The 14,507-nt window shown below is 48.7% G+C and carries 12 protein-coding genes and 1 pseudogene; 2 read left to right on the plus strand and 11 right to left on the minus strand.

From position 1 onward, the window contains the following. Positions 1-33 precede the first annotated feature (33 nt). From LN341_RS16025 to LN341_RS16040, 4 genes and pseudogenes are all read right to left on the minus strand, one after another. The gene (locus LN341_RS16025; RefSeq protein ID WP_234205944.1) at positions 34-819 is read right to left on the minus strand and encodes a hypothetical protein; all 786 of its coding nucleotides are present in this window, start codon (positions 817-819) and stop codon (positions 34-36) included. Further along, entirely contained in the window at positions 816-1,106 is a 291-nt protein-coding gene (locus LN341_RS16030) for a hypothetical protein (RefSeq protein WP_234205945.1), read from the minus strand. The genes LN341_RS16025 and LN341_RS16030 overlap by 4 nt, the downstream gene beginning before the upstream one ends. Positions 1,107-1,404: 298 nt before the next feature. Further along, positions 1,405-2,528: pseudogene (locus LN341_RS16035) on the minus strand (ISAs1 family transposase). A gap of 257 nt (positions 2,529-2,785) precedes the next feature. Further along, entirely contained in the window at positions 2,786-4,168 is a 1,383-nt protein-coding gene (locus LN341_RS16040; RefSeq protein WP_234205947.1) for an MATE family efflux transporter, read from the minus strand. Positions 4,169-4,263: 95 nt separating this feature from the next. Here LN341_RS16040 and LN341_RS16045 point away from each other — a divergent pair, with 95 nt between their 5' ends. Both LN341_RS16045 and LN341_RS16050 read left to right on the plus strand, forming a co-directional pair. Further along, complete coding sequence (locus tag LN341_RS16045; RefSeq protein ID WP_234205949.1) at positions 4,264-5,142, plus strand: AraC family transcriptional regulator; 879 nt, start codon at positions 4,264-4,266, stop codon at positions 5,140-5,142. Between the two features lie 10 nt (positions 5,143-5,152). Further along, on the plus strand, positions 5,153-5,371 hold the full coding sequence (locus LN341_RS16050; RefSeq protein ID WP_234205951.1) for a DUF6500 family protein: 219 nt from the start codon (positions 5,153-5,155) through the stop codon (positions 5,369-5,371). 217 nt (positions 5,372-5,588) lie between these two features. Here LN341_RS16050 and LN341_RS16055 read toward each other — a convergent pair whose 3' ends face one another. The 7 genes from LN341_RS16055 to LN341_RS16085 form a co-directional block, all read right to left on the minus strand. After that, positions 5,589-6,389, minus strand: a complete 801-nt coding sequence (locus LN341_RS16055) for a universal stress protein (protein WP_234206624.1) — start codon at positions 6,387-6,389, stop codon at positions 5,589-5,591. A gap of 64 nt (positions 6,390-6,453) precedes the next feature. Continuing rightward, entirely contained in the window at positions 6,454-8,427 is a 1,974-nt protein-coding gene (locus tag LN341_RS16060; protein ID WP_234205953.1) for a tripartite tricarboxylate transporter permease, read from the minus strand. A 130-nt stretch (positions 8,428-8,557) separates the two neighbouring features. Further along, positions 8,558-9,673 carry a tripartite tricarboxylate transporter substrate binding protein gene (locus tag LN341_RS16065; protein ID WP_234205954.1) on the minus strand — a complete coding sequence of 372 codons (1,116 nt, stop codon included), beginning with the start codon at positions 9,671-9,673 and terminating at the stop codon, positions 8,558-8,560. A gap of 175 nt (positions 9,674-9,848) precedes the next feature. Then, complete coding sequence (locus tag LN341_RS16070; RefSeq protein WP_234205956.1) at positions 9,849-10,916, minus strand: 4-oxalomesaconate tautomerase; 1,068 nt, start codon at positions 10,914-10,916, stop codon at positions 9,849-9,851. A gap of 117 nt (positions 10,917-11,033) precedes the next feature. Next, a complete protein-coding gene (locus LN341_RS16075; RefSeq protein ID WP_234205958.1) occupies positions 11,034-12,098 on the minus strand; it encodes an ABC transporter substrate-binding protein in 1,065 nt (354 codons plus the stop codon). Beyond that, entirely contained in the window at positions 12,095-13,528 is a 1,434-nt protein-coding gene (locus LN341_RS16080) for a sensor histidine kinase (protein ID WP_234205959.1), read from the minus strand. The genes LN341_RS16075 and LN341_RS16080 overlap by 4 nt, the downstream gene beginning before the upstream one ends. Next, a complete protein-coding gene (locus LN341_RS16085; protein WP_234205961.1) occupies positions 13,525-14,196 on the minus strand; it encodes a response regulator transcription factor in 672 nt (223 codons plus the stop codon). Before LN341_RS16085 ends, LN341_RS16080 begins: the two co-directional genes overlap by 4 nt. Positions 14,197-14,507: the final 311 nt, after the last annotated feature.

Raw genomic sequence — 14,507 nt, forward strand, 5'->3', positions numbered from 1 at the left:
ACAGGTAATCCTGTGCGCCTTCTGTCCCGCAAATCACGGCCATTCTTTAAATCCCTGATAGGCTTTTCCGTCAAATTTCAGTGTCTGTTCAAAACTCCAGGCTTTTTCATAAACATCTGAAAAATATTGATCGCTCATCTTATCTTTCACTTTTGTCGTCAGTTTTAAATCACGGTATCCATGGGAGATTTTATTTCCGATATTGATATAGACTTTGGCCTGATGAATCGGGACAGGCTCATCGGTCACTGAAAAATGGCCTTCCTGATTCGTCCAGTAATTCATCGGCAAACTTTTCAGTACAGGCTGTAACTTTTCCTGCTCGCGCACAAAGAGCGTCATATAGCCAGACGCCCCACCCTCTGCATACCGGGAAGCATGGCCAATATCTAACCGAACCCCGAAGGCTCTGGTCTCATCGTTCAGATAATAACGCGCGGTATCCAGCCAGATCTGATCACTATCAATCCGAATTCCCCCTTCATCGCCAACTGAACCGGTATAAGCAGAAACCACCTGATGCGTTGTTGTATCAACCAAGACAACGCGCCAGAGGTACTGAGATGAGTCATCGAGCGGATCCATAAAACGGCGCTGAAAATTTGACCCCAACATGATGTCTGGCTCTCCCGGTAAGCGCTTACACGCAACCGAGCTGAAATTATCCTCATTCCATTCAGAATCATTCTGATTGCGGGCATCAGACTTCAATACCGACATCATGGCATTACTGCATAACTGGGTTTGCGCGGCCTGTGCCGAACCCGCCCACACCGAAACAAAGAGGGGGGCAGACACCATCAATTTCAATCGTTTCATGATTTATTGACCTTCAAAGCTTGAATGTGCTGGTAGAGCGCAGTCACCCGCTTGATATCCGGCACATACTCGCATTCCAGAAATGCATCCTTCACGGTATCACCTTCTGTAAACACGTGATTCACCAAAAGCGCCTCATCATCGATAAAGCTGAATGTATAATAGTTATATTCTGCAGTTGCTATTTTCAGAAAACCTAAGGGATCCATGGTGACTGATTCGGAAGTCACCTTATTTTCGACGGCCAATGCATCATTTCTGTAAATCTGTAGCTCTTTTCTTTTCAAATCGAAGTGTCAGATCTGGTCTGAACTAGTACAACTAAGTCATGCTTTTGATTAATGGTAGAGCGAGTTTCTTCAACAACAGATAAATGTTCAATGAGAGTCATATTTGTGTAGGGGTTACTGCAAAAACCCATTAGATCAGTAACATGGCATGCTCTCAACTGGTATTAACGAAGTGTGATCCCACCTTGAAATTCACCGTACCACTTCACCGTCGAAATGACAGGCTAATAAGTAATTTAATCAGGCGGATTTCATGTGACTTAGCCAAAATCGACCAGGGCGAGAGCACTTATGCTCATTTTTTATCCAAACCTTGGATTCCCGCCAATATTACTTGCTCCAAATAGGCAATATTCATGGCAGCTATTTTCTGCTTTCGCCTAATACTCGCCTTTTTGCTTGTTACTAATCAAAGCATGTTAAGAGCCATGTGACGTACACCAGCCAGAAGTTCGGCGGCATTGCCGCGATAGATTTGGCAAGCATCTTCATTCATTGTGACATCGAGCACCCAGTGCAACCGATTTTCGATTTCCCAGTGACCTCGGACTGCATCGGCAAAACGCTCGGGGGTTAGCACCGCAGAGCTAATGTAGTAGCGGTACTCCAGCGACTCTTTCCCAGTTGAGTCAATACGATAGCCAATACCAACACCGATGCTTTGAAGCTCTTTCCAATCAGGGAAATCTGTCGTCAGCTCCTGCGCTGACATGACATGGTACTCGCGCGCTTCAATACGCCCATGTCTGCGCTTGATGTCACACGCTGAGCTTTTTTCGAGCAATGACGCCAATACTTTTTGTACCGCTTTAGCCAGGCTTTTTTGGGTGCCTTTGACTGCCAATAGGTAATCGCCACCTTGCTCAACTACCTGCTTGGCGATATCGGTTTGACAACCCATCGCATTGATAGAGACAAGACAACCTTTGATATCTAACAGCTTGAGCAGCTCAGGGATGGCGTTGATTTCATTGGACTTATCTTGGGTTTTAACTTGTCCCATGACAACGCCGTTGGCTGTCGCAAAAGCACTGACCATGTGGAGCGTTGATTGCCGATCTTCTCGGTTGTAGGAGCTGCGTAACACCTTGCCGTCAATAGCAATAAGCTCGCCATTCGAATGGACGTTGGTTGCCTGCATCCATTTTAAAAAGCAATCTTGAAACTGGTCAGGTTCAATGGAATAAACAACCCTGGCAATAGTGCCATGGACTGGGATGCCCTGGCGAAAAAGTCCTTGTCCTGTAGTCAATCGAGGTGAGCTTCGCCAAAGTCTTCGATATCTTCCCAGCCCTCCATGCCTGCAATAGTGGCGCATACGGTCAGAAACAAAATGTCGAACAGTGGGTACGATATTTTTGCTGACTGTCGTGGGTCTTGAATAACTGAAAAGAATTGAGAAAAAGCATCGATACGCATCAGGAACTCCCGTAAAAATGGGAGTATATGATCACAACCAGCCCTGATCGTCAAACTGATCTATTTTGTTCAAAAAACGTTCGTGATCTTGCCCTGCAAAATCGACACTTCTCAACGTCTATAAGCCCAGTAAAATGTCTTTTTAATGGCTATATTTGTGAGCTGTTCACCAAGCTTGTATACCGATAACTAATTTAGTGCAGAGTGCTGATGATAAATTCACCGTATCTGACGCGCGATCCACGATTCACTTCATCCTATCTGACAATATCCGGCTCCCGAATCAGGTTATTGATCCACTTTTTCGACTGAATGCGCTGGGTGGTCAGCCCTATCTTGACCACTTCTTCGAGCAAAATGACCGCCAGTACCCAGTCCAGCGACCAGCCCAGCACCAGACCTGTGTAATAGCCCAGTGGAATCCCTATCGCCCACTGGGCAAACAGATCGATAAAGATGCTGTAATTGATGTCACCGCCGCTGCGCATCACGCCGCCTATCCCTACCATGTTGAAGACTTTCAGTACCATGCCAAATGCCATCACCAGCGTCACATTGACTGCCAGGTCTTTGTGTTCGACCGGACTTAACCCGATCAGAAAAACAATGACCGGCTGCGCCAGCCAGCAGGCGATGGCCAGCAATAACGCACAACTACAGCTGATGATCACATACCACCAGGCTGTGCCTTCCACTCTTGGGTAATTATCTGCCCCGATGTCATTGCCTAAAATAATCGACGCGGCTACCGCAAAGCCCAAAAACGCCGAAATGAGCACGCTTTCAACCGGTGACAGCAGGGAAATAATCGCCAGTTCACTGACGCCTAACTGACCGACCAGTACGTTATAGACTACCAACCCGGCTGCCCAGCCAGTGTCGTGGACAAACATCGGCATCGCAACTTTAAAGTAGCGCCGTAAATGATGACGCTTCACCGCGTCAACCCAGTGAAAACGTTCAGGCAGCAGATGCGGATAGCGGCGAGCCACCACCCAGAAAAGCAGCGCGGTTTGCACCAATCTGGAGATGATTGTGCCAATCCCTGCGCCCAGCACGCCCAGTTCCGGCAATCCCCACAGGCCGAAAATCAGCAAGGCGTTCAGTAACGCATTGATGGCTATCGCAAAAATACTGATGGTGGTGGGCAGTCTCGCATCCCCGACTGAGCGCAACGCCGATTCCAGTGGCACAACCATTGCCGTAAAGATAATACTCGGCCCGGTGATCCACAGATAATCCGTTGCCAGCTGTACGTAGTGCGGATCGGAAGCAACCAGTGCCACCAAAGGCTCTGGGATGATCAGATACAGAACGACAAACGGCAGAACCACCAGCCCGGACAGCATCCATGACTGGGCCAGCGTGCGGCGAACGCCCTCCATATTGCCGGCACCAAAGTATTGCGAGGCTAGTACATTGACCGCCCCACTGGCGCCGACCACCATGATCAGATTAAAGAAGAAGATCCGGTTGCCCACACCAACGGCCGCTGTTGCCTGCTCGCCCAGCTGGCTGACCATGAAAATGTCCACAACGCCCAGCAATGAAAACAGCATCGCCTGCAGCGAGACAGGCAAACCAATAGTCAGCAATTTCTGCCAAAACGCGCGATCGATATACTGGGCTGAAAGCAACATCACAATTCTCCACCGGTGATTATGCACACAGTGTAAATCTCTGACTGAATCCCGTATTCTTTCAGCTCATCCAAAACCTTTGCCAGACTCTCAAAATGAACGACAAGCAAGAACGGTTTCTGATCTCTGAGAAAACGCAGCAAGAGTTCCTGGATCAGACCAAAGTGCTGCTGCTGGAAGAACATGGCCTGGTGCAATGCGGGATAGCGCACTGCCGCGAGCAGTTTTCCGTGTTCAGGAAACATCCGCAGCGACACATGCTGATCTACACGATCGGCGGCAAGGGATGGCTGGAAAGCGAAGGACGCCGCTGGCTGCTCGAGCCAGGGTCGTTGATCATCGTACCTGCCGGGATGGAGAACGGGTTCGGAATTGAAGAGGACGGCTGGCAAATTGCCTGGCTGTTTCTGGATACCACCAAAGATTGGTCGGCTTTGGTCACGGACGAGATCAGCTACCTGCTCACGCCGACTGCCGAAGTCATGTACGCCTGTATTCAGACGCTGCTCAGAAGCTTGTCGCTGCAGATGGATTTGAGCGCTGCCGTTATCGCACACAGCGTGCAGCAAATTGATTTACTGCTCCGTACGCCGGGCATCGCAAGCCAGCCGCGCCATCAGGTTCGGTTAAAAAGGGTTTTTGACCGCGTCCAGCGCCAGTTGCATAAAGAGTGGGATGTTCAGCAGCTGGCTGCGCTCTACCCCTGTTCCGAACCGCATTTGCATCGCTTGTGCCAGCAGTACTTGGGGCGCAGTCCCATTGCCCATTTGACCCGGATGCGGATGGAGTACGCGGCTCGGTTGCTACGCTCTTCTGAATGGTCTGTGCAACAGGTCGGGGAAATTGTCGGCTACCCGCTGCCGGCCAATTTCAGCACCCGCTTCAAGGCCTGGTCTGGCATGACACCGAGACAATATCGCCGGCAGCCGTCTCAGACTGATCAAAGCATCAACATCAAGAATTACTCTGTTTAAGGACAATCCTATGCGTGAATCACTGCGCCAAAAAATCATTCAGATCTGTCACAAAAAAATTGATCAGAAGGGCGACAATGTGGGCGTGTCTTTTTATGCCTTTTTCGCCAATAAAAACGATGACCCTGAGCTGCTGATGGAAGCCGCAATCTGGTGGATTCAAACCCATCAACTGGATCACTTTGAAAAAGCCTGGAAGATCATAGACATGGTTGAGGCTGGCAGATAGCCATTCAAACAGCTTTCATGTCGCGGATACCGTCGTAGACGGTAATTGCAGACAACAAAGCTGAGTTGGTATGACACCCGATAACAGGGGGGCTGGTTAGCATTGGCAGTCTGGAGATAACTGCCTTGCCTATTTCCTGGGCGGGCAAATGAATGGCTAACCAGCCATATGAGCAAAGGTAACAAGCGCACCTGGTGTCAAACTGTGTTCAGATCATTTAGCTCATCATCCACAAGGGTACGGTGGACTCAAAAAGCAGCTTCTTAGTGACGCCACCAAATACTTTTTGATGCAGCTTCTGATGAGCAAATGCGCCAGACACAATAACATCGGCGCGAATCTCATTGGCGATTTCAAGCAATTGCGTTCCAGTATTACGATTTCTGTGCTCAAACGTGATGCATTCCACTTCAACCTGATGCCGGTTGAGGTAGCAGGCCAAATCAAGCTGCGTGGGTTTTTTCGCGATTGAGCGTTCACTGGTGACAACCACCACCTGCTTTGTCCGTTTTAACAGGGGAAGTGCGCTGCTTACTGCATTTGCCGCGGCTTTGTCTCCATTCCAAGCGATCATCACGGTTTCTGGCGAAAAGTGCGTTTGCGTACGCGGCATGACAACCACTGGTTTACCGCCATCACTGATCGCAGATTCAAAGCTGACGCTTGTCTGCCCATTGAGCGACTTTGGAATGATGATCAGATCAGCCACTTTTCCCCATTCAGCGACAATTTCACCTCGATAACCAAAAATGTCATGCCAGCTGGCGCTCGCCTGTGGCGATGTGGATTCCCCCTCTACGATGTGGGAAGCGCGACACCATTGCTCAAAAACCTGCTTTGCCTGAGACATATCAGAGTGAATGTAATCTCTCACAATCTTATCGATTTGATCATAAAACTTTCTGGACACTAACTGTTTTTCAGTTGGCATTAGCTGCTCCGATCCCATCTGGGCATGAAGCACGTCTAAATGCGCACCAAAATATTGAGCAATGCTCAGCGCGCCTTGCAACCGCATTTCTCCATTTTCCTGCGAAGCAAAAGGCATAATGATTGTGTTAATTGACATTTTTCACTCCTCATTAGCCTAACGGCCAGGGTAAAGGCACGGTATCTTGCAAAATACCAAGCGGCAGATCCAACAACATGACATGGGTAAGCGCCAACAAAAAGCACGATGCCGCAGCGGTCAGGGTCAGTGATCGTCCAAGACTTAACCCGGCTTTTGACATGAGAAACGCACAGAAAAAGATCGTAATCGAGATGACATACCCCACCAGATAGCTGCCTACAATCAAACCCGCGAGCCAGTAAAGGTAGTGCATCATTGACGCTGTGTTGCTGTCGTAGGCATACCCTTGCACGTACTCATTGTCGAAACATACCGGTGCGTCGTTCGGGCTAGTTAACAATTGAATAATCACCACAGCCGACAGTATCCACATACCACTCGCGACAACGATGGGGAAAATGCCCCCCAGAAAGCTCTGCTGATAACCATCGTAAATCCCGTAGGCAAAAACGAGGTTCACCAAAAGTGCAAAAATCACCTGTGGCCGACGATGACCCGAAGGCGAGGATACGTCTTGTGCTGGCTTCGTTTTAAGAGACTGACGAATCATTAACGCCAGGGATACCAAGGTAATCATGCCAATGATGAGGACACCGGGACGGAGTAAAAACGCCACACCGTCAAACTGAATGGCTTGATACAAATACGTTTCCATTCCTGCTGACAGTACAAAGCCAATTAAGAAAGCCGGTCTTGGCCAGTCAAAGCGTTTCATCAGCACTCCCAGCACGCCAATACCAAGCAAAGTCACGAGATCCCCTAAGTCACGTGTTGCCTGAAACGCGGCAAAGCAGATCACCATCACCATAAATGGCGCCAGCAAGGCATAGCGAATGGTCGTCAGTTTCGCAACCCATGGCGAGATAAGCATACAGGCCGCGGCGCCAAACACATTCGCTAACGCAAGTGACCAAACGATAGTATAAGTAACATCTAAATCGGTACTGACCATTGCTGGTCCGGGTTCAAGGCCGACCAAGACCATTCCACCGAGAAAAACAGCCATACCACCAGAACCGGGAATCCCAAACAGCAGGGTTGGCACTAGTCCCCCGCCCTCTTTGGCGTTGTTTGATGACTCTGGTGCAATCACGCCCCGCACATCGCCATGTCCAAAGTCAGGCTTATTTTTGGTGGTTTGTACCGCATGCCCATAAGCAATCCAATCGACAACGCTGCCGCCTAAACCTGGCAGTGCCCCTATGATGCAGCCAATCACACTGCACCGCAGCGCAAGCCAGCGATGCGCGATAAAATCTTTGACTCCAGCCATCCAGCCAGACCCTAAGCGGCTCGCATTAGAAATCGGCTTGTTTTGTCTTAATAGATCGATAATTTCAGGCAGTGCAAATATGCCTAAGCCCACCACCACTAAAGGAATACCATCCATCAGATAAAAATTGTCAAACGCCATGCGATATTCGCCGGTTGCAGGCGCACTTCCTACACTGCCGAGCAACACCCCTAATCCACAAGCGGACAAGCCTTTCACCAGGCTTTTACCTGCCAGCGAACCTACCATGGTTAGCCCCAGTAACGTCAGCATAAACAATTCGCCTGAGCCAAAGGCCAAAATCACCGGTCTTGCCACTAAAACAAAGCCAGTCAGTACTACGGCACCGAACAAACCGCCAAACAATGAAGAGGTGAAGGCAGCCGAAAGTGCACGCGCAGCTTGCCCTTTTTTCGCCATCGGAAAACCATCCAGTACGGTCGCTTGAGAACCGCTGGAGCCTGGTATCCCCATCAGCACCGAAGTAAAGGTGTCAGAAGTTGGGATCACGGCGACAAGTCCAATCAACATCGCCAGCGCAGAAATCGGGTCCATGCCATATAAAAATGGCAGTAATAAGGACAGCCCAGCTATCCCTCCCAATCCAGGGAAAATGCCAATCGCAAGCCCAAGTAAAACACCCCCCATCATATAACTGATGTGCTGAAGCGTTAGTATGGTATGCAAGGCAGCAAGTAAATCACTAAACATCCTTGAGTCCTTGTGAATCATTGAAACCGGCTCTGGGTTTCAACCCGAAGCCCAGAGAGTCTGTAGAAATGAGAGAAGGGGGTGGCGGGTTTGTTTGCCGAGAACAAGAGCCCGCCACAGACCGATCGTGTTACAACCTGGTGTTGTATTTCTCTTTCAACCAACTGGTCACCCATGCTTTGCTGGTGTCGTCGAGTGACAAAATACTTTCAACCGCAGCATCGGCTTTTACACCCGTTAAAGGCTCGTAGTTTCCCAGAACGTCCTCGGCTCTGGCCTGAAATTCTGGTTGGGTGATAAGTTTGCTCATGGATTCTCGCCACGCCTGTTTGATCTTTTCTGGCGTAGACTTCGGCAAGAAGAAAACTTTTTGTGCGACAAATCCAGCGATAAAGAATGATCGCCAAACCTGAAAGCCCTGAGAGGTTGTCGTGTCACCTTTTGCCATGGCATACACTTCGCCGAAATGCGGCAAATCCGGGAAGTTAGGATCGCGCTGTATGCGGCCTTCATCATCAATCACACCAAAACTGAACAGTGGTATCGCCTTTCCTTCTTCAACCAATGGCGCGACCTTTTTTAAATAGGCCGAACTGGTTTGCGAATCTAAATTCACCTCTCCACGCTCGAACGCGAGACGCCCGGCTCCACGGCCTTTCATTCCAAATACAGCCTGAACGTCTGCACCGAGGAGATCAAAGGCCAATAATGGCACCAAATCGATCGAAGTCGCCCCCTGGCTCGCGTATTTGAATGATAAGGTATCCAGCTTATCAACAAATTCTTGTGCATTGGCCACCCCTACATCCTTGGACACATAAACCACGCCACCTGTAGGAGATGCCAATACTGGCGACCACTCGTGGTAGTCGTACCTCACTCGGCGATCATTCAACAAATAGGTGTAATGCGTTGAAGCAGAGCTTGCGAGCACATCCAATCCATCATCTTTCGCTTGTCTGGCAAACTGGTTAGCCCCCTTTGTCGACCCTCCGCCAGGTATATTTTTGATCATCACGATCGGCTCGCCCGGAAGCGCCTGAGTGAAATAAGGGCCAAAAAATCGCCCCCAAGTATCGGTACCTCCACCTTCTTTATATGGCACAGTCACTTGTATACGCTCTCCCTCAAAGCTCACAGACTGAGCATAAACAGGCGACATGAAAGGCATCGTCATCAGTGCAGTGGATACAAGCGGGCAGCTGAGGCATAACTTGGCTTTATTAAAAAAATCGTTCAGTAACATAGGATTTTCCTCAATTCTGTCATGGCAGCATCGAATTCAAATCGCGTGAGAGCGATGTTCACACCCTAAGACGCAAAACTGTCACCAAACTGACACGTCACTTTTTATTAACAAAAGTGTTACAGAGATCGCGTGGTAAGCATGTTTGCGGATGTAACAGCGCTGCAAACAGGCCTTATCCGATAAAAACTTCTCCTTTAAAGAGCGGGCGCGCTGTCCTCACCAGTGCAGCTTGCGCAATTATGGGTTCCTCACCCCCTGGTATCAGGGCAATTTTGACTTCGATTTTGCCACTCGGATGCTCAATGCAGACTGCACTGTCATTTGTTAGACTCGCCAATTGATGTGCAATGGTGTTTTCAATAAGCGCAGCCGCCCCTACGCAAATGGCACCGGTAACGGCATGACTGGCATGACAATTGTGTGGCACCAGGTAGCGTGAGGTGATAGTGCCGCCCTGTTTGGGCGCGGACAGAATCGCCACTTTTGGGATCACACTGCCTGAGACATCCCCTAGCCCCATGCGCTCTCCGGCAATCAAGCGAATGGCTTCAACTTTTTCCAAAAGCGGGCGGTTGTTATCGATGTCTTGCTTACACTCATCGCCATTGATGCCCAGTTCATGCGCGGCAATGTGTACCATAGGAACGGCTGCGTCCACGCAGCTGACCGTGAAGCCGAGAATGGTTTCTGTGGTGTAGCCGGTCGGGAACAACCTGCCCGTTTTTGCTCCGCCAACGTCTAAGAAGTTAAGTAATACGGGTGAAGCCGTTCCCGGTACGCCATCTATTGATGTCGAACCATCAAAACGCAACGTTCGGTTTGGTGTTTCTGCGGTCACTTCGATGATGGTGTCTGTATTGAGGTTTCTCACGCGTACGGTTGTGCTCGTTTCATCAAGTTGGATCAAGCCTTTTTCTACCGCAAACGCCAACACGCCAGACAGAATGTTTCCGCACGAAGGTTTGGTATCCACGACCTGTTCTTCAACGCCTACCTGGGCAAACAAATAATCGAGATCGACCCCCGATGCCGGTGAGGGCGAGATAATGCCAACTTTACTGGTGAGTGTCGTGCCGCCACCAATACCGTTAATTTGTTGAACATCACCGGAACCCATGATTTTGATGAGCATCTGGTCTCGCAACGTCGGCTCGTCGGGCAGATCGCGGGAAAGAAAATAAACACCTTTTGAGGTGCCACCACGAATCAGCATACAAGGGATAAATTGACTATCAAACATGATGAGAGCTCCTTACCATTTACCCACTTTCACCCTTGAAAGTGGTGGTAAGACGCTACAAAACGAACCTGTCATATCACTGACTTACTGACAGGAAGAGGAAGGAGTTGTTAGGCGTTAGTCGTAATTTTTAAGGGCGTTTTCCCACTCAGTGATCACTATCTCTTTTTTACTCTTATCAGCAAACACCAATAGCCGAACGTCCAGAGGCAGCGGCTTTAACTGATCTGCAAACGCTTCTCTCATATATTGGGCGGACTTCTTTCCCGTCACATCCAAACGGATAGGTGGCATATTGGTCTGCTCTGCCATCACCCATTGACCCGGTGATGAGAGCAGATAGCTGATGAACTGTTTCGCTTGCTCCGTGTTTTGGGTCGTGCGGTTAATGAATGCGGTACGCATAATAACCGGTGTGTAATCTTCCATCGGCACCACCACGATATCGTCGTGTAATTTTAACCAACTGTTGGCATAAGAGCCGACGACTTGGTAGGACATGGCAATTTGACCCAGGCTTACTGCTCTGAGCATACTGCGCGTACTGTCAAAGGTACGAGCATAGTGATAATTAAATAACTCGAGGAATTGACCATAATTACGCGCTTGTTGGCGTTCAAAGGACCACAATAAATAGCCAACTCCCACTTTTCTTATGTCAAACAATCCGATGCGCCCCATCAGTTCATCGCTGTGCTGCCGAATAAAACCGAGTAACTCAGTACGATTGGTGGGTAGCTCTTTGTCTTGCATAAACGCTTTATTGAACACCACGACAGCAGGTTCGAAGCTGAATCCAAACAAAGCGTTTCTCCATTGACTCCAGATTGGAAATGGGCTGTTTTCTGATGTCTCTTGAGCAAGGAGTTGATCATGCTCTAGCGCATAACCATCGTTTACCAGACGTAATTGCAAATGCATTACTGAGCTGATCGTAATATCAGGCTGTGGTTCGGCATTGGAGCGAATGTAGCTATCGAGATCTTCACTGCTCATCCAGCGGTACTGCACATTAATGTCCGGGTTTCGCATCGAAAAATCATCCAAAAGCGGTTTCATTTCCGATAAGTATGCAGCGCCAAATACCCTTAACGTAACAGGAGGGCTGTTGGTTGGTTTCGCATCCACCAGTGTGCTCGCAAAAAGCAAACACACCCCAATGATGCCCTTCAATAGCGTCATTCAGCCTCCTGCCATGTTTTGTAAGGAAATTGAATTTCCACTGTCAGCCCGTTCGGGACGGTGTCTTTAAGCAAAAGCAGAGCCCGACAATGCTCAGCGACATCCGCGGCGATACTCATACCCAGCCCAGTCCCCGATTGTTCACCGCCAGGAAGCCGGTGGAAACGCTCAAACACCAAAGACTTGTCTTTATCTGCGATACCCGGACCAAAATCCCGGATCACGATACTGGCTTTCGAACCTCGCCGTACCACTTCCACCTCCACTGACTTACCGCCAGGGGAATATTTGATCGCATTCTCGATAAGATTTAACAGCATTTGCTCGACACCAAAGGCATCACCGACAATCGTAAATTGAGCGTCTTGTTGCAAGCTTAATTCAATATCTCGTGCCAATGCTTGTATGGCTAAAGAACGGCACACGTTTTCAACCAATGCGTTTATGTGAATGGTCTGAGGTTCGATGCTGCGATATCGATGTTTAATGGTGGCTTGATTGAGTAATTGTTCGATCGTGCGTTCAAGCACATCACACGCCTCCAGCACACGGGCCAAAGCACGTTCCGTTTCGGCGGTCGTTTCCCGACTGTGCAGTAACTCAACTTGTACCCGCATTCCCGCTAATGGGGTTTTCAATTGATGCGCCGCTTCGCTGGTGAAATTTTTCAGATTAGACAGCGTTTCGTCTAACTGCCCCATGAATATGTTGATGCTTTTGACCAGGTGACTGACTTCTTCTGGCACATCCAGATCAATCGGTGTCAGATCTATGTTCGATCGCTTCATCATTTTTTGATTGAGCAATTTTACCGGCTTAAGCACCTGATAAATCAAAAGAACAATGACAATGATGGTGCAAAGAATCACAGCGGTGATCAATTTTAACGCGACGTCTGAAAGTTGGTGCTCCCACTTTGTACGCGCTTCAGCCGTCTGCCCCACCAGCACCAACACTTGTTGCGGACCATTTCGCGTGTAGATCACTCGCCCCACAAGTGCAGCACGTAAGTATTCGCCTCGAAACTTAAGATCAAAATACTCAGGTGACGTTTCCAATTGCATGGTATATGTCTGAATTTTTTGACGTACCGTGTCATTGGCCAGTAATTCTTGATAACCGGTTACATAGGCTTGCTGTTTGGTGGCGATCAGATAAAACACCTTGTCGCGAGGCGCATCAGCGAGTCCGCTAAACGCAGAAAAAGGCATATCAATAGCCAGCTCCCCACCTTCAAGCCGCACTTCTTCTAATAGTTGCAACGCAGAATTGGCCAATGGCCGGTCAAATGTGCTTTGGGCTGTTTCAAACGCAAAACGCTTTACAACCATCAATGCGAGCAGACCGATGACCAAAAGTAAGCCCGCTGAGTACACCAAGAGCTGAGAACGCAGCGACCTGGTCGAAAACCGAAATGGAACGGCAATCATGGTTGTTTCACAGAGAGAACATACCCTAAGCCGCGCAGCGTTTTTATTTCGACACGACTTGCACTGAGCGACTTACGTAACCGGCCAACGTACGTTTCAATGGCGTTCTGATTGGGAGGATTATCATAGCCGTACAAGTGATCGATGATTTCATCTTTACTTAAAACACGATTAGGATGACTCACAAACACTTCGAGTAGACGATATTCTCGGTTTTTTAAATCAATCTCCTGCCCTTGGATTTGCACACGGGCACTCGCGCTATCAAAGGTGATATCACCAATCTCTATCACGTTTTGATCGTTACCTTGACTACGGCGCACAATAGAACGACAGCGGGCTTCCAGTTCCCCCAAATCAAAAGGCTTTGTTAAGTAGTCATCGGCCCCTAAGTCGAGCAATTCAATCCGATCAAACACTTCATTACGTGCGGTCAATATGAGGATCGGCGTATTACCGTGCTGACGAATTTTTTTCGTGATCGCCTCTCCCGAACGGTTCGGCAAATTGAGATCCAGAATCACGAGATCATACCGTGTGTGTGCTACCAACGAATACGCAACTTGCCCATCATAGGCGGTGTCCACCCCATGGCCTAAGTCTTTAAAACGCTGTTCGAGGGATTCACTGATCAGTCTGTCATCTTCTACAATCAAAACTCTCATCATATCACCGTCTAACTGCCTGTTTTAATCACGATGAGTGCTTGGAAAGACTATCTGTATCTTGTACATACATTAAATCTGAAGCATTCACAGCCATACTTTGCATTATGAACCCTTCCCAATTTCCACCCCTTATGACTTTATATTACCTGATTAGTGGTGAATCCAAATGCCACACATAACAAGCCATTTGCAACATGTGCGAAACATAGATCGCAATCACGATATATGAATGTCTTTTTCTATTTACCTGCTTTTTATCGGTCATTATTGAATGCAAAGCTGAAGATCTCAAACAGGCGAGCATTGCCAGC

Source organism: Photobacterium sp. TLY01 (assembly GCF_021432065.1).
In the GTDB taxonomy this organism is placed as follows: Bacteria; Pseudomonadota; Gammaproteobacteria; order Enterobacterales; family Vibrionaceae; genus Photobacterium; species Photobacterium halotolerans_A.

Bases quoted from the DNA above. Each gene is read 5' to 3' on its own strand.
- LN341_RS16025 (WP_234205944.1), bottom strand. From the start codon at position 819: ATGAAACGATTGAAATTGATGGTGTCTGCCCCCCTCTTTGTTTCGGTG.
- LN341_RS16040 (WP_234205947.1), bottom strand. From the start codon at position 4,168: ATGTTGCTTTCAGCCCAGTATATCGATCGCGCGTTTTGGCAGAAATTG.
- LN341_RS16045 (WP_234205949.1), top strand. From the start codon at position 4,264: ATGAACGACAAGCAAGAACGGTTTCTGATCTCTGAGAAAACGCAGCAA.
- LN341_RS16050 (WP_234205951.1), top strand. From the start codon at position 5,153: ATGCGTGAATCACTGCGCCAAAAAATCATTCAGATCTGTCACAAAAAA.
- LN341_RS16055 (WP_234206624.1), bottom strand. From the start codon at position 6,389: ATGCGGTTGCAAGGCGCGCTGAGCATTGCTCAATATTTTGGTGCGCAT.
- LN341_RS16060 (WP_234205953.1), bottom strand. From the start codon at position 8,427: ATGTTTAGTGATTTACTTGCTGCCTTGCATACCATACTAACGCTTCAG.
- LN341_RS16065 (WP_234205954.1), bottom strand. From the start codon at position 9,673: ATGTTACTGAACGATTTTTTTAATAAAGCCAAGTTATGCCTCAGCTGC.
- LN341_RS16070 (WP_234205956.1), bottom strand. From the start codon at position 10,916: ATGTTTGATAGTCAATTTATCCCTTGTATGCTGATTCGTGGTGGCACC.
- LN341_RS16075 (WP_234205958.1), bottom strand. From the start codon at position 12,098: ATGACGCTATTGAAGGGCATCATTGGGGTGTGTTTGCTTTTTGCGAGC.
- LN341_RS16080 (WP_234205959.1), bottom strand. From the start codon at position 13,528: ATGATTGCCGTTCCATTTCGGTTTTCGACCAGGTCGCTGCGTTCTCAG.
- LN341_RS16085 (WP_234205961.1), bottom strand. From the start codon at position 14,196: ATGATGAGAGTTTTGATTGTAGAAGATGACAGACTGATCAGTGAATCC.